This window comes from Desulfosarcina alkanivorans (genome assembly GCF_009688945.1).
In the GTDB taxonomy this organism is placed as follows: domain Bacteria; phylum Desulfobacterota; class Desulfobacteria; order Desulfobacterales; family Desulfosarcinaceae; genus Desulfosarcina; species Desulfosarcina alkanivorans.
This window is the reverse complement of the sequence record NZ_AP021874.1, coordinates 7,140,570-7,161,329: the sequence shown is the minus strand read 5'-3', so window position 1 is coordinate 7,161,329 and position 20,760 is coordinate 7,140,570. Positions and strand designations below refer to the sequence as shown.

Sequence of the window (20,760 nt, the reverse complement as noted above, 5' to 3'; positions counted from 1 at the left end):
GGGTTAAGGTCTTTTTTTCCCCGCCAGGAAAAGGCGGGCCGTCCGGCAGCGGTTATCGGAGTCCCTGGGGCGTAAAACGGATACCCATGTCGACGTAGGGCCGCACCACCCCTTTTGGGTGCGGATCCACCGGATTGGATTTCACGATGGCCTTATACCCGGAATCGTCAAGATAGGTATTGCCAGACCGATCCGTAAAGAAAATATCCCGGATCTCGCCGTCGGGCATCACCTTGAACACGATGGCGGCCATCAGCGAATGATCGCCGCCGGCCAGCTGCTCGTTGAACGCCCAGTTTTTCTGGACCTGGAAGGCAATCTCAAGGCGGTACAGATCGATGAGGTCGGCGGTCTTCTTCCCGTCCTCATTGAAGGTTCCGGGCTTTCCGCCCGGCTTTCCGGCTGAAGGGCCGGTGCTTTTTCCGGCTGCCGTCGACCGGCTGGCCTCCGCTTTGCTCACCTCTTGCTTCAATCGGTCCAATGCGGATTTCAGCGGTTCCGGCTGATCCGCCGTTTCTTGCTGGTCCGCTTTGACCGCTACCTTCTCCTCCAGTTGCTGGATGGCTTGTTTGACCACCTGCGTGGATTTAAAGGTCTTCTTTTTCAATGAGGTTTTGCGTTTCGGCAGAGACTTGGGCACAACCGCAGCCGTTTTCTTGACAGGCGTCGCCGGTTTCGGCTGTTTCACCACCTCGGTCTTTTTGTCCGGGGAGGGCCTGTTTCCCACGGCAGGCGATTTGGTATCCCGCGCGGCGGGGTTCTTCAATGAGACCATACTGACATTGATCACCGAACGCGCCGGGGGTTTTTCCAGATGCAGGCCGGGCGTAACCACAAAGATCACCAGAAAGGCCATGTGGCACAAAAGGGAGATACCCATCGCAAAATACAGCGACGGCTGCCCATTGCCCCGCTGGTCCTGGCTGAAAGACACCGGAACGCGGATATTCTTTTTCATCATCCTTTTTTTCCGGAGCGTTTTCCGGATGTGGGGTCGTCGAAGGGGTCGGTCACCATGCCCAGCCGGTCGACACCGGCGGCCTTGATTTCCGCCATTACGCTGACGACAACGCCGTATGCCACGTCCTTATCCGCCCGAAAAAAAACCTCCCGGTCCGTTTTCCCCGCAAGGATTTTCTCCAGTTTCTCTTTGAGAAAATCCATCCGCACCTGGAAATCGTTGATATATACGTTAGCCTCCCGATCAATGGTCACGGTGAGGTTTTCCTTTTCAGTCACCATGGGTTTGGCCGTCACCTCGGGCAGGGCCACATCGACACCCTGTACCATCATGGGTGCCGTTACCATGAATATAATAAGCAGTACCAGCATGACGTCCACAAAGGGGGTCACATTGATGTCCGACATGAGCCGGTCACTACCGCCGCCGATTGCCATGACGCCTCCTTTTTATCGCAGAATATCCCGATCGAGGATATTGAGAAAATCGGCCGAAAAACTATGCAATTCCGTCTCGATGACACGAATCTTCTGCATGAAATGGTTAAATGCGATCACGGCGGGAATGGCCACGGCCAGGCCGGCAGCAGTGGCCACCAGGGCTTCCGAGATGCCCGGCGCCACCACGGCAAGACTGGCAGACCCCCGCTGTCCGATGCCATGAAAAGAGTTCATGATGCCCCAAACCGTGCCGAACAGACCGATAAACGGCGTGGTGTTGCCGGTGGTGGCCAGAAAGGGGACCATCTGCGTAATACGGGTCATTTCCGTATTGATGGCGCGACGAAGGGCGCGTTTCACATTGTCGCTGCCCGAAAACCCCTGCCGCAGGGACGGGGCGCCCTTTTCGGCAGCCGGTTCTTCACCCGGTTTGCCGCTGGGGTTGAGTTTGCGCAGTTCTGCGTATCCGATCCTGAAGATGCGGGCGACCGGACTGCCGCCCAACTGTTTGGCCTTGGTGAAGGCTCCCGCAAGGTCCCGGCTTTTCCAGAAATAGTCGATAAAGATATCCGACTCCCTGAACGCCTTGCGGATATAACGGATCTTGATGATGATGATCGCCCAGGACATCACTGAAAAAAACAACAGCAGGAGCAGGACGAATTTCACCATCATGCTGGCGTTGCTGATAATGTTGATATAATCCATTTCGGTAGGCACCATGTCCGTCTCTCCATATAATAAGGATTGAACCGTGTCGTCGGTTTTGCGCTGCCGGTCCATCAACGCCAAAGCGGTTCAAGATGACCAGCGGGCCGCAACCCCTTGAAAAAGGTTTTGTATACCTATACAAGCCACCTGATGGTGTCAAGCAGTTTGACGTTTGAAGGTCCGCGGTTCAAGGCTTTGCGCGCAAATGGCCCGACCGTTTCCGGCGGTGCGGTGCCAGTGGGCCCACGTGATTGAACGGGCATTCGCCTGAAAAACAGGTTTAACCGACACAGGGGAGAGAAGATGGATCGAATCGCCGAATTCTTATTTGAAGCCATGCTGTTAAAGCGGATCCACCGCACCGGGTATCAGTTTCTCGGGCCGGGAAAAGAGTCCGTCGCCGAACACACTTTTGGCGTCTTGTGCATCGCCTGGACCCTGGCGGAACTGTCTCCGCACGCCAAGAAAGGCCGACTGCTGGCCATGTGCCTCTTCCACGACCTGCCTGAAGCACGAATGGGCGACCTGAACGCGGTCCAGAAACAATATGTCGCGGCCAATGAAAAATTGGCGGTGGAACACATGGCCCGCGGGCTGCCATTTGGATCGGACATTCAGGAACTGATCGACGAGTTCAATGCCCGTGAAACCCTCGAAGCACGACTGGCCAACGATGCCGATCAACTGGCCTTTCTGCTGGATCTCAAATCCCTCTCGGACATGGGCTATGCCGCCCCCGAAAAATGGGCCGGACATGTCAAGGCCCGCCTTAAAACCGACGCCGGCATTTCACTTGCGCAAAGCATAGAAGAGACTGAATGGGATTCATGGTGGTTGAAAATATTTATTGACAGCAGTGGAGGCCTACAATAGTTTGAATCCCTTAATCTAAAATTTTGGCAACCACTACAAACGGGAGGCGATGATGAACTGGATTTCCGGCATGCTGGGGTCATCTATCGGTAAAAAATTGATGATGGCCATCACGGGGTTTAGCTTTTGCGGGTTCCTGGCAGCCCACCTGGCAGGCAACCTGACCATTTACGCGGGCAAGGATGCGTTCAACGGCTATGCCGAGCACCTTCATGCCCTGGGCCCCCTGCTGACGGTGGCCGAACTGGTGCTGCTGACCTTCTTCCTGGTTCACGTGATTACCGGCCTGATCCTTTTCCTGGCCAACCTGAAAGCCCGCCCGGTGCGCTATGCGGTAAATAAAACCGCCGGCGGCCGAACGCTGGGATCCGCCACCATGCCTTACACAGGGGCACTTTTGCTGGCCTTCATCATTTTCCACCTGATTAATTTCCATTTTGTGGACAAAACCAACACAACGATTTTCAACATCGTCTCCGACGCCTTTTCCAATACCGGTTATGTGGTGGTTTACATCCTGGCCATGGTCGTCGCCGCCATCCATGTCAGCCACGGGTTCTGGAGCGCCTTTCAAACCCTTGGTGCCAATCATCCCAAGTACATGCCCCTGATCCATACGGCCGGTACCGCCTTTGCGGTGGTGGTGGGTGTCGGATTCGGGTTTCTGCCCATATATATTTTCCTGCTGGCCTGATGGGCCGACTCATTCAACGCCCTGGCTTCGGCTTCATTTAAAAAACACAACGGGGTTGACCAACCCCACCTGTCCAGAAAGGAAATACCATGGCACTTGATGCGAAGATACCCGGAGGACCGATCTCCGAAAAATGGGATCGCCACCGTTTTGAACTCAAACTGGTCAATCCGGCCAACAAACGGAAATTCAATGTCATCGTCGTCGGCACGGGCCTGGCCGGCGGTTCGGCCTCGGCCACCCTGGCCGAGCTGGGCTACAACGTCAAGACCTTCTGCATCCAGGACAGTCCGCGAAGAGCCCACAGCATCGCGGCCCAGGGCGGCATCAACGCGGCCAAGAACTATCCCAATGACGGCGACAGTATCTGGCGGCTGTTCTACGACACGGTCAAAGGCGGTGACTTCCGGGCCAGGGAAGCCAACGTCTATCGACTGGCGCAGGTCAGCAACGACATCATCGACCAGTGCGTGGCGCAGGGCATCCCCTTTGCCCGGGATTACGGCGGCCTTCTGGACAACCGCTCCTTTGGCGGGGCCCAGGTCTCCCGGACCTTCTATGCCAGGGGCCAGACCGGCCAGCAGCTCCTGCTGGGTGCTTACAGCGCCCTGATGCGCCAGGTGAGTGCCGGAAAGGTGGAAATGTTTCCCCGGCGCGAAATGCTGGATGTGGTCCTGGTTGACGGCCACGCCAAGGGCATCGTCGTTCGCAACATGATCAACGGACAGGTGGAGCGCCATGCCGCCGACGCCGTCGTCTTGTGCACCGGCGGGTATGGCAATGTGTTTTTCCTTTCCACCAACGCCATGGCCTCCAATGTGACCGCGGCATACCGGGCCTATAAGAAAGGTGCCTTTTTCGCCAATCCCTGCTTCACCCAGATCCACCCCACCTGCATTCCGGTGCACGGCACGTTCCAGAGCAAGCTGACCCTGATGAGTGAAAGCCTGCGCAACGACGGTCGGGTGTGGGTACCGAAAAAACCGGGTGACACCCGTCGACCTGACCAGATTCCCGAGTCGGAGCGCGATTACTACCTGGAAAACAAATACCCCAGTTTCGGCAACCTGGTGCCCCGGGATGTCGCCTCACGCAATGCCAAGGAACAATGCGACATGGGCAAGGGCGTGGGCGAAACCGGGCAGGCCGTCTATCTCGATTTCGCCGACGCCATCAATCGCGACGGCAAGGACGTCATCGAAAAAAAATACGGCAATCTTTTTCAGATGTACGAAAAAATAACGGCGGAAGACCCTTACCAGACCCCCATGATGATCTATCCGGCCATCCACTACACCATGGGCGGCCTGTGGGTGGACTACAACCTGATGAGCACCGTCCCCGGGCTCTTCGTCCTCGGGGAGGCCAACTTTTCCGACCACGGGGCCAACCGCCTCGGCGCCAGCGCACTCATGCAGGGCCTGGCCGACGGCTACTTCGTCCTGCCTTACACCATCGGCGGCTACCTGGCCGGCACCGCCAAGGCGGAGGTCACCGCCGGTCACAAGGCCTTCGACGAATCGGAAAAACAGGTTACCGGGCGCATCGATCGCCTGCTGTCCATCAACGGCAAACGTACGGTAGACGACTTCCACAAGACCCTGGGCCGCATCATGTGGGAATATTGCGGCATGGCCAGAAACAACGAAGGCCTTGAAATGGCCCGCGGGATGATCCAGGAATTGCGCGCCGAATTCTGGGAAAATGTGCGCGTGCCCGGAACGGCGGCCGACTTCAACCAGAGCCTGGAGCGTGCCGGACGTGTGGCCGATTTCCTAGAATTCGGGGAACTGATGGTGGTTGACGCACTGGCCCGCCAGGAGTCTTGCGGCGGCCACTTCAACGAAAAATTTGAAACCGAGGAGCACGAAGCCCTCAGGGATGATGATAATTTCTGTCATGCGGCGGCATGGGAACATACGGGGGACGGCCGGGATCCCGAGTTGCACAAAGAGCCCCTGGTATTTGAAAACGTCAAACTTACGCAAAGGAGCTACAAGTGACAAAGACGATTAATTTGACACTGAAAGTGTGGCGCCAGAACGGCCCCAGAGATAAGGGACGGTTCGATACCTATCATGCCGAAAACATATCCACCGACATGTCCTTTCTGGAGATGCTGGATGTGGTAAACGACCAGTTGACAATCGACGACAAGGAACCCATCGCCTTTGATCATGACTGCCGGGAAGGGATCTGCGGCATGTGCGGATGCGTGGTCAACGGCCGTGCCCACGGTGCCGAAAAGGGAACCACCCTCTGCCAGCTTCACATGCGCCATTTTAACAACGGCGACACCATCGCCATCGAGCCTTTCCGGGCCATGGCCTTCAAGGTGATCAAGGATCTGGCCGTCGATCGCAGCGCCCTGGACAAAATCATCCAGGCCGGCGGATATGTGTCGGTGAACACCGGCGGCGCCCAGGATGCCAACGCCATTCTGGTTTCCCAGAACGTGGCGGACCTGGCCATGGATGCCGCCCAGTGCATCGGCTGCGGCGCATGCGTGGCGTCGTGCCCCAACGCCTCGGCCATGCTGTTCACCAGCGCCAAGATTTCTCAACTGGCGCTGCTGCCCCAGGGCAGGCCGGAAGCGGCCAAACGGGCCCTGAGCATGGTGCGGGCCATGGATGAACTGGGCTTCGGAAACTGCACCAATGAAAGGGAATGCGAGGCTGAATGCCCCAAAGAGATCTCGATCACCAACATTGCCCGGCTCAACCGTGAATATCTGAAAGCAGGGATCTTCTCCTCATCCATGTAGCCTTGCTGGGATAGGGATCATTACCCCCGCCAATACATCTGTGGGGGACGGCTTCCGGCAGCCGCCGTTCCCCACAGACGTTTCCTTTCCCCGACACAGTCAGCACCGCCTTGTCCGGCCGGCTCAAACCCTCCATGGCAATGCCCCGGCATCGCTTTTTCTCCATTATTTCGAATATCTCAAAAACAACTAAAGTTTTTCACAGCCCGACGGATATAGGTTCATAGAATCTGCCCGGTGGTTTCACCGGAACGAAAAGCACCGGAATTTGAAAGCTTATTCATCGCTGGGGCCCCCGTCTCAACATCGCTTTCAAGCCCGTGGCCCCATCAGCCGGGCACCGGTTATCTGTCAATAAATCGTTCGCTGGAACAACAGGCTGACCGATCGGATAGGTCGCGATCATTTTTCAGTAAAAGGAGCACACCATGACGATTCAGGACGACGAAACTTTACAGATGTATCTGGAAGAATCTATCGAGCACCTGGCGGATATTGAAGCCGATCTGCTGGCCATCGAGGAAGCCGGAGCGGACATCGATGAAGATCTCGTCAACAAAGTTTACCGGGCCGCCCACTCGATCAAGGGAGGCGCCGGATTCATGGGGTTGAGCACCATCAAGGATCTCACCCACGAAATGGAAAACATCCTCGGAAAAATCAGAAGCCGGGAAATGGTTCCAACGCCTGAAATCGTCAATGTGCTGCTTATGGCCTCCGACACCCTCAAAGCATTGATGAATGACGTGTTTACGAGCAACGATGTGGACATTTCCAAGCATATCAGCGATCTTCAGGCGATCGCCGAGGGCAGGCCATTACCGGACGCGCCGGCGCCCCCGCAGCCCCAGGAAAATGAGCAGGCAACGCCGATTTTCGAAGATAAACCGGACAGCGCCGGCACCATGATCGCCATCGCCGCCGCCGATGGCAGCATGGCCATCGAAGCGGACCATGCCGTGGTGGAAGGCTTGATCGGTGAGGGCAAATTTATATACCTGGTGCAGATCGACCTGTCGGCCGATGTGGTCGAAAAAGGGAAAAAGATCAACACCACCATCGAGGAGATGGAACAGACGGGAACCCTGATCTCCTGCAGCATGGACCCCGACAAGGTCCGGTCCATGAAACTGAAAAAGGGGCAGGCCCCGGATCCGTTCATCGTATTGTTTGCCACCATCTTAAAACCCGAGGATATCAACGTCCTGTTTGAAATCCCGGATCAACAGATCCATCAGGTATTGGCCGATATGACGGTTAACTGTCTCGGGGCGAAACCAACGGAACCGGTCCCGTCGGCAGGGTCTCCTGAAGAGGCGGTCGCCGGCCAGCCGGGTCCGGCACCCGTCCTCGAAACGGAACCGATCGACCCTGCCCCCCCGAAGCCCTCTGGGGAAACCCCCCCGCGCACGCAGCAGAAAACGACCGGCAAAAAAACAGAAACGGAAACCAGTCTGCGCGTTCACGTGAGCCTGCTGGACCAGTTGATGACATTGGCGGGAGAGTTGGTGCTCAGCCGCAACCAACTGCTTCAATCCATGAGTTCGGAAGATCACCGCGGATCAGAGATCGCCGGCCAGCGCATTGACCTGATCACATCCGAGTTGCAGGAAGCGATCATGCTGACCCGGATGCAGTCCATCGGCAATGTGTTCAATAAATTCCCGAGGGTGGTCCGCGACCTCTCCCAGACCCTGGGCAAGCAAGTGGAACTGCACCTGGAGGGCAAGGACGTCGAGCTGGACAAGACCATCATCGAGGCCATCGGCGACCCGCTGACCCACTTGGTGCGCAATGCGGTCGATCACGGCATCGAACTGCCTGAAGCACGCAAGGGCGCCGGGAAGAACCCGGTGGGACAGATCATCCTTAAGGCCTACCACGAAGCCGGCCAGGTGAATATCGAGATTTCCGATGACGGCAAAGGGCTGGACGGCCAGGTGCTGGCCCGGAAGGCCATGGAAAAAGGGCTGATCAGCGAGGACCAGGCCAAAGTCATGTCCGACAAGGAAAGGACCAATCTCATCTTTCTGCCCGGCTTTTCCACCGCCGAAAAAATCACCGACGTGTCCGGTCGCGGGGTGGGCATGGATGTGGTCAAAACCAACCTGGACAGACTCGGCGGGATCATCGATATCGACTCTGAACTGGGAAAAGGGTCGACCATCCGAATCAAACTGCCCCTCACCCTCGCCATCATCCCCTGTCAGATTGTCATGACCGGCAACGAACGGTATGCCATTCCCCAGGTCAACCTGGAAGAGCTGCTGCGCATCCCCGCAAACCAGGTGAAGGACCGGATCGAACGGGTTGGCGATGCGGAAGTGGTCCGCCTGCGAGGCAACCTGCTGCCGCTGATCAAACTGGCTGAGGTGATCGACACGGATTCCGTTTATATCGACCAGAAAAGCGGCAAAAAACAACTGGACCGGCGGAAGTCACTGGCAGACAGGCGATCCAAGGAGAGCCCCTTGCTTGCCGACGGAGGGCCGGACAGCGATGCGGGTACCCGCGGCGAAGACGGCCACCGGGACACCGATGAACGAAAGTCGGAAGACCGACGCTACCATGCGGCCAGCGCACTGAATATCGTGGTCGTGTCCACCGGCGCGATGAAATACGGTCTGGTGGTGGATGAACTGCACGATTCTGAAGAAATTGTCGTTAAACCGCTGGGCCGGGACCTTAAAAGGTGCAAGGGGTACGCCGGCGCCACCATCATGGGCGACGGTCGGGTCGCACTCATTCTGGATGTGGCCAACCTGGCCCAGATGGCCGGTCTGACATCCATCGAAGGCTCTTCGCGGTCGGCCGAAGTGGCCAGGGAGAATCTGCAAACCATCCGTGAACAGAAAGACCGTCAATCCCTGCTGGTTTTTCGGAGCGCCGAAAATGAACAGTTCGCCGCACCGCTGAACATGGTTGAACGTATAGAAAAAATCAAAGCCACCGACATCGAATCCGTGGGTGGCAAACGCGTCATTCGCTACCGCGGCGGCAGCCTGCCATTGTTCTCGGTTGACGAAGTGGCCATGGTGCAGCCCCTGGCCGACGTCGAGGACCTGCTGGTTATCGTTTTTATCATCTCCGGCAAGGAGACCGGGCTGCTGGCCATCGGTCCGGTGGATGCCGTTGAAGTGTCGCTGGACGTGGACGGCCAGACGTTGAAACAGGCCGGCATCATGGGATCGGCCATCATCAATGACCACACGACCTTGATGGTGGATGTATACGAAATCGTCCAGACCCTTAACCCGGAATGGTTTGAAACCGTGGAGGCGGCGACCAATGGCAACGGCGAGGCAGCCAAGATCCTGTTTGCCGAAGATTCGAATTTTTTCCGCAACCAGGTAAAAAGCTATATGGAAGACGAAGGGTACGAGGTCATCGAAGCGGAAGACGGGGCCATTGCCTGGGATCTGCTGCAGCAGCACGCCGATGACATCTCGCTGGTGGTGACCGATATCGAGATGCCGAACATGAACGGATTCGAATTGACCCGGCGCATCAAATCCAGCAACGTCTTCTCCCACCTTCCCGTCATCGCTCTGACCACCCTTGCCGGTGAAGAAGACATCGAGAAAGGACGCCTGGTGGGAATCAGCGACTACCAGATCAAGCTTGACCGGGAGAAGCTGGTCCGCAGTATCTATGGGTTTTTAACGAACATGTAGGCAGTCGGAACAGAACCGACCCTGCCCGGGGGTTGCCGGTGTCTGAGACTCGCCCGCAGCCATCGCGACCGATGATGGGACAAGGAGATGTGTGATGGAAAAACCGGAAGGGAAAAAAATGACAAGTCAATTCGTTGAGATGGCCACGTTTTATGTGGGAGAAGCCCTTTGCGGCATGGACATCCTCAATGTACAGGAAATCAACAAGCTGATGGACATGACCACCGTTCCCCAGGCGCCGGACTATGTAATGGGCATCCTGAATTTACGGGGTCAGATCGTTACCATCATCGATCTCGGCAAAAAGCTCAATCTGGGAGAGACCGAATTAAGCGACATGAGCCGAAACATCATCGTCAATGCCAAAGACGAGTATATCGGCCTGCTCGTTACCCGCATCAGCGATGTGGTGGAAGCGGAATTGGACAAGGTTGAGCCGCCGCCGGCCAACATCGGCGGGGTCCAGGGAAAATTTTTCAAGGGCGTGTTCAAAACCAAAGAGCGCCTTATCGGCATTCTGGATGTGGAGAAAGTGCTGGACAATGACATTTAGAGCGTCCTTCGGCATCGCGCCGGACATCACCCCATTACCCAACTTCATTTTTAGCTGTAGGATGTCACGAAAATGAAGCACCACCAACCACTTCGGGTCATGGTGGTGGATGACACCGTGCTGTACCGTAAAATCGTCAGCGATGCGATTTCCACGCTTCCGGATGTGGAGGTGGTGGGCAGCGCCCACAACGGAAAGGCGGCGGTCACCAAGCTGGCCTCCCTGAAGCCTGATCTGCTTACGCTCGATATCGAGATGCCGGAAATGAACGGCATCGAAGTGCTGGATCATCTTCAACAGCACGCCCCGCATATCGGCGCCATCATGCTCAGCACCCTGACCCACGAGGGCGGGGCCATGACCATGAAAGCGTTGGAACTGGGTGCCTTCGACTTCATTCCGAAGCCCCAATCCGGCACCATGGCGGAGAACCGGAAAAAAATCGAATCCGCCATTACCCCCATGATTCGAGCCTTCCAGAGAAGGGCCCGGATCCACAAAAAATTGAATCCCGCAGCACGTGCGGGCAAAACCGCATCGCATCTCAAACGAACAGCCACTGCGCCGCGCCCTTTTCCCGCCACCCTGAAACGGTCGAAAGCGGAAATCGCCGTCATCGGCATCTCCACCGGCGGGCCCAATGCATTGGCAAAAATGCTGCCCATGATCCCCAAGGATATCGGCATCCCCATTCTGATCGTCCAGCACATGCCACCGATGTTTACCCGATCGCTGGCCAGCAGTCTGGCGGCCAAATGCAGCATTGCAGTGAGGGAGGCCAGGCAGGGAGAACCGTTGGTGCCCAATACGGCACTGATCGCCCCCGGCGGGAAGCAGATGAAAATCATAGCCGGTGCAGACGGGAGGAACCGCGTCATCAAGATCACCGACGACCCGCCTGAAAACAGCTGCAAGCCCAGTGTGGACTATCTTTTCCGGTCGGTGGCCCACCACTATGTTGGAAGGGCCACCGGCGTGATCATGACCGGCATGGGATCGGACGGCACCCAGGGACTGAAACTGATGAAACAGAACGGCGCAACGATCATCGCCCAGGACGAAGCCACATGTGTCGTCTTCGGCATGCCCAAAGTGGCGGCAGAAAGCGGATTGGCCGATGCGGTTCTCCCCCTCGACCAGATTGCCGACATGATAGCCAGAACCGTCCGTTTGGGATAAGGTTCCAACGTCGAGTCCGATGGCCCTGCCATTGCGTCAGGAAAGAACATGGTAAAAATCAGACCGGAAGAAATTAAAATTTTCTCCAATTACATCTATAGTGTAACCGGCATCAGCATTGATGCGTCCAAAGCCTATCTGTTGGAGACCCGGTTTGGAAAACTGCTGGAGCAGGAGGGCTGCAGTTCTTTCGGCGATTTTTATCACAAAGCCAAGTCAGACTCGCGCAAGATCCTGGAAAAAAGGATCATCGATGCCATTACCACCAACGAGACCCTTTTTTTCCGGGATAACAGTCCATTTGATCTGTTAAAGCATAAAATCATGCCGGATCTTATCGATACCCGTTCCGGCAAGGGCCCCGCCAACCTGAGAATCTGGAGCAGTGCCTGCTCCACGGGCCAGGAGTTGTACAGTATCGCCATTGTCATTAAAGAACTCCTGGGCAACCATTGCCCCCATAAAATTACGCTCATGGGCACGGATCTGTCCGATGCGGCCGTTGCCCAGGCCAGCGCCGGTACGTATAACAAATTTGAAATTGAACGGGGCCTTCCCAGAGAAAAACTGCAGCGCTATTTTACCCCGGCGGGGGGCAACTGGAAAATCAAAGACGAAATACGTGCCATGGTCACTTTCCGCCGTATGAACCTGATGCAACCGTTCGTGGGACTGGGTAAGTTTGATATCATTTTCTGCAGGAATGTGGCGATTTACTTCACCCTTCAGGATCGGAAAAAATTATTCGACAAAATTGCGGACGTATTGGAACCTGACGGGTATCTGCTCATCGGGTCCACCGAATCACTGACCGGAATCTGTCCACGCTTTGTTCCCAAACGTCACTTGCGGTCAGTCTACTATCAGTTGAAATGATCGAAGGCCCCAGGATGCGTGTTTCAGGTGATGGGCCCATCCGGCCTCACCAGGGAGAATGAGAAATGACGAGCCTCAAAATTCTTGTAGTCGATGACGATCCGGTCACCCGGACCCTTTTAAACAAGCGGTTGATCAACGAGGATTACGCCGTGGACATTGCCGAAGACGGTCTGGTTGCCATGGAAAAATTGAGCCGGCAATATTATGATGTGGTGCTCACCGACCTGATGATGCCGGGGGGTGTGGACGGCATCGGCGTTCTCGAAGAAGCCAAACGAATCAACATCAAGACGGAAGTGGTCCTGATCACCGCCCACGCCTCGGTGGACAACGCCATCGAAGCCATGAAAAAAGGGGCCGTCGATTATCTGCAGAAACCCATCAATTTCGACGAACTGTTCCTGCGGCTGGATAAAATCCGCAACCTGAAAATGATAATTAAAAATGCCAGCGACCTGCGTGAAGCCATGGATGTTACCGAAAAGACATCCGCCGAGACCATACAGGATCTTGAAATCATGGTGGCCGAGTTGAACGGGCAACTGACGGCAGCCAGGGATATCCTGCGCGATCAAAGCCGGGATGCGGAGGCCCGCATCCGCCTGGCGCTGGACCATCTGGTCGAACCGTAGCCCCCCCGTTCTCCTATTCCCGCAAGCCCGATTGACCCGGTCTTTTCACGATATCCGCAAACGGACTCAGGAAGAACCTGTCCAAGGGTCCGTGCAGACAGCGGCATCCAATCCAATTGGATCGTCAGGTGCCTTTTCCATTAACAACCGGTGTGAAAAATGGTACGAGAACCCATCACGCAATGACGGGACGCCATCTTCCAGAGGTTATCCATGGACACCATCGCCAACTATCTCGATCGATCCATCTCTTTTTTCACTGCCGAGGCGTCCCTGGCGAACAGTCTGGCAAAAGCCCTGGCGGTCCTGCTTGCCGCCTTTTTCCTCTGGCTTATCGTCAAACGCATCCTGACCACCCTTGAAAAAAAAGCGGTCCATTTCAAGCTGATTCAATTTCGCAGGGAATTGTTTGCGGTTCTGCGAAAAACGGTCGGTCTGCTGCTGCTTTGGCTGGTTGGGGTCATCTGGATCCGGCTGTTTCATCTGGTTGTGATCGAACGGATGTTCCACGCTGTTTTCATCATCATCGCGGCCACGCCGGTCAAGGCCTATCTTCTCATTTTCCTGGAACTTTTGGAACGCAATCTGGCCGCACGCACGGAAACCGCAATAGACAACATCGTTATCGATCTGCTAAACAAGTTCTCCGGGGCCATCGTGTACGCCACGGCAGCGGTCATCGCCCTGGACGTGCTGGGCGTCAATGTAATGCCCTTTATCGCCGGCGCCGGTGTCATGGGGGTCGCCGTGGGGTTTGCCGCCAAAGACACCCTCTCCAATCTCATCGCCGGCATTCTGCTCATCATCGACCGGCCTTTTGAAATCGGCGATCGCATCGAGGTGTGGAGCGCACCGGCCGGCAGCGCCTCATGGGGAGATGTCATCGATATCGGACTGCGGGCCACCCGCATCAAGACCACGGACAATATCGTGGTCATCATCCCCAACAACGAAATCATGACCCGGGACATCGTCAACTACACCGCCATCTATTCATCCATCCGGGTACGCATCAATATCGGCATCGCCTACGATTCCGACTTAGCCATGGCCAAGTCCCTGATCCTCCAGGCGGCGGCTTCGGCCGACTGGATTCTTTCCGAACCGCCGCCAAAAGTGGTGGTGCGCAATTTTGGAGAATCGTCGGTTGACCTGCAAGCCAGGGTATGGATCAAAAATGCCCGCAGGCGCATGGATACGATAGATTTTATCACCGACACGGTAAAAAACCTGTTTGACGAACACGGCATAGAGATTCCCTTTCCCAGGCGGGACGTCACCATCGTGGACCGTGGCGCCGGCGATTCCCTTCCCCAGGGGAAAAAATAGCACCCTCCTCTTGATTATTGCATCATATCAGCGTATTTTTAGCGTTTTATAAAATTAAGGCAATGGTTTGGTCGAAACGGAATGAAACTACCCATGCAAACAGTGGCCGACGCACTTGCGCTGCCGGTGTCTACGGTGAAACGATGGATCCGGCAGGGACGGATTCCCATTCAGCGCAGCGGTACCCATGTCTACTTTTCAGAGACAGCGCTACAGAAATGGGCCACCACGCACAAGCTTTCGTTCTCCCTGGGCAATAGAGCGGCTGTCCCCCGCGTTACCGCCCCGGAAACGCTTGATTCACTGGCCTCGGCAATGAAGCGGGGAAAGGTGTTTCATGGCGTCGCCGGAATGGAGGCGGCCGCGGCATTGAGATCGGCCGTCGATTCCATCGACTATCTCACCACTGACATTCAGGAAGAACTTTACGAAAAACTGATCGAACGTGAACGTCTGGCATCCACCGGCATTGGCAACGGCATCGCCATCCCACACCCCCGGGATCCGCTCTCCGAACCGCCCGAAGCACCGGCCATCACCACCTGTTTCCTGGAAAAACCGATTACGTTCAACGCCATTGACGACCGGCCGGTGTTCGTTTTCTTTCTGCTGATCAGCCCGACAGTCAAGCATCACCTGCACCTGCTGTCCAGACTTTCCTATTGCATCCGGGACGCTGCATTTGTCGCCTATCTGAAGACGCAGCCCGATGCGTCGGCGTTGTATTCACGGGTGGCCGGGTTTGAAAAACAGTTGGATGCCCTCTGACGACCATGACTTCGCCCCGACCACGATCCTGGAAAGAAAACACCCCCGCACCGGCAGGACGCAACCTGCTGACCGGCGTCCGGGGAACCCCGTTGTCAGACCGGGAACAGAAATCAGCAGCATCCGATGATACAATTGTTTAAAAAACTGAAATACCCCGGCAGTTGGTCGCTGTTCAGGTCCGATGACCGGCTGCTGCTGATCGTCTTTGCCATTATTGTCGGCATCTGCAGTGGCCTGGCGGCCCTCTTTTTGAACCGCGGCCTGGAAGCCATGCTGACATGGCTGCACCACTATCGGGCGTACTGGTGGGCCATCTTTTTGCCGGCCATCGGTGCGGCCCTGTCGTCTCTGTTCCTGGAAAAAATCGTCAACGAAGGTGCCGGCCACGGTGTTCCCGAAGTGATATACGCCGTCTCCCGATACGGCGGGCTGCTGCGCCTTCGTTCCAGTTTTTCCCGGCTGATCTCAAGTTGCCTGACCATCGGAAGCGGGGGCTCTGCCGGTCCTGAGGCCCCGGTGGTCATGAGTGGCGCAGCGATCGGATCGAACATCGCCCAGGCGTTTTCCCTCAATGACCGCCAGCGGGTGGCGCTGGTTGGATGCGGAGCGGCAGGCGCCATTGCCGCCATTTTCAATGCCCCCATTTCGGGCATGGTGTTCGCCATCGAAGTCATTCTCGGTGAATGGAGCACCATGAACATCATCCCCATCGCCATCGCCGCCGTGGCAGGAACCGAGGTCAGCCGCCTGCTCAAGGGAAACCAGATCGCTTTTGCCCACCGGGAGTTCAACATCCATTTCCAGGACATCCTGGCCTGCGTGGGACTGGCGATTTTATGCGCGGTGGCCTCGATCCTGCTGACCCGGGCGGTGCGGTCCATGCATCACGTTTCCAGGGAGGTTACCCTGCCCCTGTGGGCCCGGGCCGCTGTCGGCGGGACCATGGTCGGCGCCATCGGCTATTATCTCCCGTATATTCTCGGCGAGGGCTACCATGCCATCCGAACGGCCATCGAGGGGGGATTCCCGGGCGGCCTGATGCTGGTGGCAGTGATCGCCCTGGTCAAGATACTGGCGACGTCGCTCACTTTAGGGTGGGGCGGTTCCGGGGGAATTTTTGCCCCCTGCCTGGTCATCGGGGCCTTCGTAGGGCTGAGTTTTCACCGGTTCATGACCACGGTATGGTCGTCGGTCATCTGGGTCAACGAGGGCTGCTTTGCGCTGCTGGGCATGGCCGGCCTCATCAGCGGCATCCTGCAGGCTCCGCTGACGGGTATTTTCCTGGTCATCGAGATTACCGGCGGCTATGAGGTGATTCTCCCGCTGATCGTCGTATCGGCCATTTCCACCACGCTCTGCCATTATCTGGAGCCGGCCTCTTTTTACCTGAAAGATCTGGTGGAGCAGGGGCAACTCCTGCGGCCGGGAACCGACGCCCGCGTCCTGACGGACCTGAGCATTCAGGAACTGCTGGAAACCGACTGCATATGCGTCCACCCCGACATGCGCCTGGCGGAGTTCATCGACATTGTCAAATCCTCCCACCGCAACTACTTTCCGGTCGAGGATCGGCAGAGCCGGCAATTTGTGGGCATGATTCACCTGGATGACATCCGCCCCTACCTTTTCGACCCGGCCATGCACAATGCAGTGCTGACCGGCCAGCTGATGAACACCAGCGTGAAAACGGTATCCCTGCACGATGACCTGTCAGAAGTCCTCCAGCAAATGGATACCGGCCATATTTTCAGCATGCCGGTGGTATCGGACAACCGTTTTTTAGGCATGATCTCCAAAGCCACCCTGCTTGACCAGTACAGAAAAGAATTGATGGTTCAGACCGGCCGTTTCTGAATGCAGAGACAAAGACCGCTACCGACCCGGAAAAATGAACGGAAACAGGAGAAGCGAGAATGGCACAAAAACTGTTGCACATCTTCAGGAATACGCCGTTGGGCAGGGAAACCCTGCTGCAGTCCATCTTTTTCTGCAAGCAAATGGGCGTCCTGCCGACCGTATACATCCCCGAATCCACCAAATTTCTCATGTACTTCGAAAACGACGTGGTCCAGGTGGATCTGGACCCCTCCTACCTCAACGATCCGGAAACGGCTGTGGCGCACGCAGAGCAACTGCTGAATGCGGCAAAGATCAAGCCGGAACGGTTTTCTCCTAAAAACTACACCGCCTCCACCCTTCCCGACATTCCCACCAATTTTGAATTCATGTGTTGTCCGCGAAGCATCAGCGACCTCTCGTCAAAAATCGGCCTGGGGTACATCGGCCCGCGGGTCCGCCGCATCATCCAGGCGGCCCGGTTCCCGGTACTCATTACCAGTCCGGTATACAAGCCCTGGAATCGCGTGGCCGTCTTTTTCGGCGGCTCGGCCAACGCCGTCAACGCGCTTCGGCTGGGAATCAGGACCGCAAAGAGAACCGGGATGCCCCTGGACATTTTCACCCAGGCCGGTAAAACCAAGGCCTCTGAATACAGGGCGATTGTCCGGGACGAGGGCATGGAAAAACAACTGGAAAAGGTGCTCCGCGAATGGGTCTTTTTCGACAAAGGCCGCTTCGAAGACAACCTTTACGAGGTTCCCCACGACGCCCTTGTCGTTCTGGGCGCCTACGGCCATGGCATTATCAGGGACATCATGTTCGGCAGCATGATGGAAAAAATCCAATCCACCATCTCCAACAACCTGCTCATCGCCGGCCCGAAGTATACGGTGGCCGGCTGACAGCCGGCCCTTCTGGTGAGCGCACCCGATATAAAAACCCCGCCGGGCCGACATCGGCCCCGGCGGGGTTTTTTTAAACGTTCACGCGGGATACACGCCTTGTGGGATGCAGTAAAGCGATGGGTTCCCCTTCCGTCAGCAGGAGGAAGTTATCTCGCCCGAAACGATACGGAACCATCGTCGCGTCGTCCATTAATATTTCATGTATTCCTGCGGGGTGTTCTCGGCGACAAATTTGGTCGCGTTGTACAGGCAGGTCCGGATGGCTTTTTCCATGGGCGTTTTTGCATACCCCCCCAGGCCTCCCCCCATGCCGCCGCTGCCGCCAAAACCGGCCAGTGCGGCGCCGAGGTTCACGTCTTTGGCAACGCCCTCCACGCGGGTGGCTGCCAGCACCTCGGAGGTGTGGGTGTCCACAATTCGAATATCCATGGCCATCGAGGATTTGCTATAGGCCCCTTTGACCGCGCCAAACAGCGCAGACGCCTGGCCCAGCAGACCGCCACCGCCAAGACCGCCGCCCCCTCCCGACGTCCCCGGCTCCCAGCCGGTGATGGCCCCCATCACCAACAAATCCGCACCTTTGACCGCACCTTTGGTAACACCGGTTTTATCGGTATATCCCGATCCGGTCAGCGCCATCTCGCTTTTCAGGGAATCAAGGTTCTGCCGTTCGAGTACACGGAAGCGTTTGGTCTGAACCATGGCTGTGGTGAGCATATCCCGAAGGCCGGTGGTATAGCCGGAGCTTTCCGAGGAGGAAATGGTCATGGTCTGGCCGCCAAAACCGATCTTGGTGGTGCGGCTGCTCTCATCGACCTTCCACTCGAAATCCGCCACCGCCGCCCGGGCACGGGGTCCACTGTAAGGGGGAAGATTCATTTCCGCACCCGTATCCGTTTTCGCCTCGGGTTTGACCATGCTCTCCATACAACCGGAAAAGGTGAGCAGAATCAACAGGGAGAGTAGAATTCTCAACATCGCATTCTTTTCCATCACAGAGCCTCCGTCGTTTTTACAACTGTTTGTTTTGCTGGAAAAAAAGAACTATCAGGGGCAATTTGCACTTTGTTGCATAATTCTACCAAAGTGTCAAGACGGTGTTGAAACACAACCAAAACAGCTTGCATATCCTCACCGAGTGTGCTCCATTTATCAGAAACATTGCCGACGACATGCGAGACCAAGCGGGAGACAACCATGAATCCGAATTCGGCGGGACCGGCCATGAGCCAGAAAATATTTTCCATGAACCTTGGCGTTGAGACCGTGTCTCTCTACCTGCTGTGCTGTGCAGTGGCCGACACGGGTGCAGCGATCACGGGGACGGCACTTGAGGACAAATGGAACGGCAGCCGGAGCAGCCTGGAACACGAGCTGCAGCTGCTGGAACAGAAAAACATCTTATGCCGGCAGGAAGCGGCCGCCGGAGGTGAGCCGGTATACCAGATTGCCGATGAAAAGAAATGGGCCTGACCATCGACCTGTAACGGTGGTCATTGAGGCCGTCATCCCGGTCGCATTTTAACGACCGGGATCAGGCTTTCAAGGCCTTTTTTACGCAGTCGATGATTTTCTGGTCAGGTGCGCCGGCATCCATTCCAGGACAGGATCCCGCCATGGCCCGCCAGTTGCCCACATCCGCCAGAATGGCGGGGATGAAGGGCCATTGCCGGCACATTTTCGGCTTAACCGGATGGATGGTGCAGACCTTGTCCCAGAAAATACAATAACCGGTATCTGCCTGGGAGATCAGAAGCTTATCTCCGGATTTGCGGGTGTAGGAAGCAACCAGCCGATCCTTGGAGACCCCGATATAGCGGGAAATGGCAAGGATGTCCGCCGAGGACAGATAGGTACCGCCATATCCCTTGCAGCATTCGCCGCAAAGAGTGCAGGCAAACAGGCCCTCACAGGGTGACGTCGGGTCATTGCAGCCCATGTCGACTCTCCATCGCACGTTTCAGGGTAACCTGATCCACATACTTCAAGTCTCCGCCCATGGGCACCCCTGAGGCAATACGGGTGACCGTCACCGGCAGGGGGGCAAGAATTTCGGCGATGTACGCTGCCGTGGACTCCCCTTCCACATTGGTGCCTGTGGCCAGAATGATTTCACGGACCCCTTCTTTTCTCACCCGAGCCACCAGTTCCTTGATCTTGATATCATCGGGACCGATACCATCCATGGGTGAAAGAACGCCCCCCAGGATGTGGTAACGCCCTTTGAAGGCACCGGACTTTTCGATTGATGCCATGTCGGCCGGCTGTTCCACCACACAAACGAGGCCATTGTCGCGGGAAGGGTCATTGCAAATCCGGCACAGGGCATCGTCGCTGAGCGCAAAACAGCGCGAACACAGCCGTAATTTCCTTTTCAGGTCCACGATACTCCGCGCCAGCAGTTGGGCATCCTCGTCCGGCTGCTGGAGAATATGCATGGCCAGCCGTTCGGCGGTCTTCCGGCCGATGCCCGGCAGTCGGGCCAGGCTGTTAATCAGGGTTTTTATTGATCCGGGGTAGTGGTCCATATGCACCGCGAGTCCGCGCTGAAACGGC

General features: G+C 56.5%; 20 protein-coding genes. 14 read left to right on the top strand and 6 right to left on the bottom strand.

Going from position 1 to position 20,760, the window contains the following annotated elements; translation table 11 throughout:
• Positions 1 to 52: 52 nt before the first annotated feature.
• Genes DSCA_RS31140 through tolQ form a run of 3 tightly spaced genes read right to left on the bottom strand, consistent with a single transcriptional unit; the run spans position 53 to position 2,124 of the window.
• Positions 53 to 961 (bottom strand): TonB C-terminal domain-containing protein, encoded by a 909-nt coding sequence (locus DSCA_RS31140; protein WP_155320126.1) that lies wholly within the window; start codon positions 959 to 961, stop codon positions 53 to 55.
• A complete protein-coding gene (gene tolR / locus DSCA_RS31135) occupies positions 958 to 1,398 on the bottom strand; it encodes a protein TolR (RefSeq protein ID WP_155320125.1) in 441 nt (146 codons plus the stop codon). The genes DSCA_RS31140 and tolR overlap by 4 nt, the downstream gene beginning before the upstream one ends.
• A gap of 12 nt (positions 1,399 to 1,410) precedes the next feature.
• Positions 1,411 to 2,124 carry a protein TolQ gene (gene tolQ / locus DSCA_RS31130; protein WP_155320124.1) on the bottom strand — a complete coding sequence of 238 codons (714 nt, stop codon included), beginning with the start codon at positions 2,122 to 2,124 and terminating at the stop codon, positions 1,411 to 1,413.
• 291 nt (positions 2,125 to 2,415) lie between these two features.
• On the opposite strand from tolQ, the gene DSCA_RS31125 reads away from it, so the two are divergent.
• The 13 genes from DSCA_RS31125 to DSCA_RS31065 all read left to right on the top strand — a co-directional run bounded on the left by DSCA_RS31125 (position 2,416) and on the right by DSCA_RS31065 (position 18,201).
• A complete protein-coding gene (locus DSCA_RS31125; protein ID WP_155320123.1) occupies positions 2,416 to 2,985 on the top strand; it encodes an HD domain-containing protein in 570 nt (189 codons plus the stop codon).
• A 49-nt stretch (positions 2,986 to 3,034) separates the two neighbouring features.
• On the top strand, positions 3,035 to 3,679 hold the full coding sequence (locus DSCA_RS31120) for a succinate dehydrogenase cytochrome b subunit (protein ID WP_231716326.1): 645 nt from the start codon (positions 3,035 to 3,037) through the stop codon (positions 3,677 to 3,679).
• 89 nt (positions 3,680 to 3,768) lie between these two features.
• On the top strand, positions 3,769 to 5,682 hold the full coding sequence (locus tag DSCA_RS31115; RefSeq protein ID WP_155320122.1) for a fumarate reductase/succinate dehydrogenase flavoprotein subunit: 1,914 nt from the start codon (positions 3,769 to 3,771) through the stop codon (positions 5,680 to 5,682).
• Positions 5,679 to 6,443, top strand: a complete 765-nt coding sequence (locus DSCA_RS31110) for a succinate dehydrogenase/fumarate reductase iron-sulfur subunit (RefSeq protein WP_155320121.1) — start codon at positions 5,679 to 5,681, stop codon at positions 6,441 to 6,443. Before DSCA_RS31115 ends, DSCA_RS31110 begins: the two co-directional genes overlap by 4 nt.
• Before the next feature lie 428 nt (positions 6,444 to 6,871).
• Positions 6,872 to 10,117 (top strand): hybrid sensor histidine kinase/response regulator, encoded by a 3,246-nt coding sequence (locus DSCA_RS31105; protein ID WP_155320120.1) that lies wholly within the window; start codon positions 6,872 to 6,874, stop codon positions 10,115 to 10,117.
• Between the two features lie 94 nt (positions 10,118 to 10,211).
• Positions 10,212 to 10,670, top strand: a complete 459-nt coding sequence (locus DSCA_RS31100; RefSeq protein ID WP_155320119.1) for a chemotaxis protein CheW — start codon at positions 10,212 to 10,214, stop codon at positions 10,668 to 10,670.
• A 72-nt stretch (positions 10,671 to 10,742) separates the two neighbouring features.
• On the top strand, positions 10,743 to 11,849 hold the full coding sequence (locus DSCA_RS31095) for a protein-glutamate methylesterase/protein-glutamine glutaminase (protein WP_155320118.1): 1,107 nt from the start codon (positions 10,743 to 10,745) through the stop codon (positions 11,847 to 11,849).
• A gap of 48 nt (positions 11,850 to 11,897) precedes the next feature.
• The gene (locus DSCA_RS31090) at positions 11,898 to 12,725 is read left to right on the top strand and encodes a CheR family methyltransferase (RefSeq protein ID WP_155320117.1); all 828 of its coding nucleotides are present in this window, start codon (positions 11,898 to 11,900) and stop codon (positions 12,723 to 12,725) included.
• A 65-nt stretch (positions 12,726 to 12,790) separates the two neighbouring features.
• Entirely contained in the window at positions 12,791 to 13,360 is a 570-nt protein-coding gene (locus DSCA_RS31085) for a response regulator (protein WP_155320116.1), read from the top strand.
• 213 nt (positions 13,361 to 13,573) lie between these two features.
• The gene (locus tag DSCA_RS31080; protein WP_155320115.1) at positions 13,574 to 14,689 is read left to right on the top strand and encodes a mechanosensitive ion channel family protein; all 1,116 of its coding nucleotides are present in this window, start codon (positions 13,574 to 13,576) and stop codon (positions 14,687 to 14,689) included.
• 93 nt (positions 14,690 to 14,782) lie between these two features.
• A complete protein-coding gene (locus DSCA_RS31075) occupies positions 14,783 to 15,457 on the top strand; it encodes a PTS sugar transporter subunit IIA (protein ID WP_167528037.1) in 675 nt (224 codons plus the stop codon).
• 126 nt (positions 15,458 to 15,583) lie between these two features.
• Positions 15,584 to 17,314, top strand: a complete 1,731-nt coding sequence (locus tag DSCA_RS31070) for a chloride channel protein (protein ID WP_155320113.1) — start codon at positions 15,584 to 15,586, stop codon at positions 17,312 to 17,314.
• Between the two features lie 59 nt (positions 17,315 to 17,373).
• The gene (locus DSCA_RS31065; protein ID WP_155320112.1) at positions 17,374 to 18,201 is read left to right on the top strand and encodes a universal stress protein; all 828 of its coding nucleotides are present in this window, start codon (positions 17,374 to 17,376) and stop codon (positions 18,199 to 18,201) included.
• Between the two features lie 192 nt (positions 18,202 to 18,393).
• Here the strand turns inward: DSCA_RS31065 and DSCA_RS31060 are convergent, their stop codons facing one another.
• Positions 18,394 to 19,197, bottom strand: a complete 804-nt coding sequence (locus DSCA_RS31060; protein WP_155320111.1) for a CsgG/HfaB family protein — start codon at positions 19,195 to 19,197, stop codon at positions 18,394 to 18,396.
• Between the two features lie 204 nt (positions 19,198 to 19,401).
• Between DSCA_RS31060 and DSCA_RS31055 the strand changes: the two genes are divergently transcribed.
• A complete protein-coding gene (locus DSCA_RS31055) occupies positions 19,402 to 19,677 on the top strand; it encodes a hypothetical protein (protein ID WP_155320110.1) in 276 nt (91 codons plus the stop codon).
• Between the two features lie 61 nt (positions 19,678 to 19,738).
• On the opposite strand, the gene DSCA_RS31050 is transcribed toward DSCA_RS31055, so the two are convergent.
• The gene (locus tag DSCA_RS31050; RefSeq protein ID WP_155320109.1) at positions 19,739 to 20,143 is read right to left on the bottom strand and encodes a YkgJ family cysteine cluster protein; all 405 of its coding nucleotides are present in this window, start codon (positions 20,141 to 20,143) and stop codon (positions 19,739 to 19,741) included.
• Entirely contained in the window at positions 20,130 to 20,732 is a 603-nt protein-coding gene (gene recR, locus DSCA_RS31045) for a recombination mediator RecR (RefSeq protein WP_155320108.1), read from the bottom strand. The genes DSCA_RS31050 and recR overlap by 14 nt, the downstream gene beginning before the upstream one ends.
• Between the last annotated feature and the right edge of the window lie 28 nt (positions 20,733 to 20,760).

Excerpts from the sequence above, each read along its gene's own strand:
- DSCA_RS31140 (WP_155320126.1), bottom strand. The coding sequence starts at position 961 with ATGATGAAAAAGAATATCCGCGTTCCGGTGTCTTTCAGCCAGGACCAG.
- recR (WP_155320108.1), bottom strand. The coding sequence starts at position 20,732 with ATGGACCACTACCCCGGATCAATAAAAACCCTGATTAACAGCCTGGCC.
- DSCA_RS31085 (WP_155320116.1), top strand. The coding sequence starts at position 12,791 with ATGACGAGCCTCAAAATTCTTGTAGTCGATGACGATCCGGTCACCCGG.
- DSCA_RS31120 (WP_231716326.1), top strand. The coding sequence starts at position 3,035 with ATGATGAACTGGATTTCCGGCATGCTGGGGTCATCTATCGGTAAAAAA.
- DSCA_RS31105 (WP_155320120.1), top strand. The coding sequence starts at position 6,872 with ATGACGATTCAGGACGACGAAACTTTACAGATGTATCTGGAAGAATCT.
- DSCA_RS31125 (WP_155320123.1), top strand. The coding sequence starts at position 2,416 with ATGGATCGAATCGCCGAATTCTTATTTGAAGCCATGCTGTTAAAGCGG.
- tolR (WP_155320125.1), bottom strand. The coding sequence starts at position 1,398 with ATGGCAATCGGCGGCGGTAGTGACCGGCTCATGTCGGACATCAATGTG.
- DSCA_RS31080 (WP_155320115.1), top strand. The coding sequence starts at position 13,574 with ATGGACACCATCGCCAACTATCTCGATCGATCCATCTCTTTTTTCACT.
- DSCA_RS31095 (WP_155320118.1), top strand. The coding sequence starts at position 10,743 with ATGAAGCACCACCAACCACTTCGGGTCATGGTGGTGGATGACACCGTG.
- DSCA_RS31090 (WP_155320117.1), top strand. The coding sequence starts at position 11,898 with ATGGTAAAAATCAGACCGGAAGAAATTAAAATTTTCTCCAATTACATC.
- DSCA_RS31100 (WP_155320119.1), top strand. The coding sequence starts at position 10,212 with ATGGAAAAACCGGAAGGGAAAAAAATGACAAGTCAATTCGTTGAGATG.
- DSCA_RS31055 (WP_155320110.1), top strand. The coding sequence starts at position 19,402 with ATGAATCCGAATTCGGCGGGACCGGCCATGAGCCAGAAAATATTTTCC.
- DSCA_RS31115 (WP_155320122.1), top strand. The coding sequence starts at position 3,769 with ATGGCACTTGATGCGAAGATACCCGGAGGACCGATCTCCGAAAAATGG.
- DSCA_RS31050 (WP_155320109.1), bottom strand. The coding sequence starts at position 20,143 with ATGGGCTGCAATGACCCGACGTCACCCTGTGAGGGCCTGTTTGCCTGC.
- tolQ (WP_155320124.1), bottom strand. The coding sequence starts at position 2,124 with ATGGTGCCTACCGAAATGGATTATATCAACATTATCAGCAACGCCAGC.
- DSCA_RS31065 (WP_155320112.1), top strand. The coding sequence starts at position 17,374 with ATGGCACAAAAACTGTTGCACATCTTCAGGAATACGCCGTTGGGCAGG.
- DSCA_RS31070 (WP_155320113.1), top strand. The coding sequence starts at position 15,584 with ATGATACAATTGTTTAAAAAACTGAAATACCCCGGCAGTTGGTCGCTG.
- DSCA_RS31075 (WP_167528037.1), top strand. The coding sequence starts at position 14,783 with ATGCAAACAGTGGCCGACGCACTTGCGCTGCCGGTGTCTACGGTGAAA.
- DSCA_RS31060 (WP_155320111.1), bottom strand. The coding sequence starts at position 19,197 with ATGGAAAAGAATGCGATGTTGAGAATTCTACTCTCCCTGTTGATTCTG.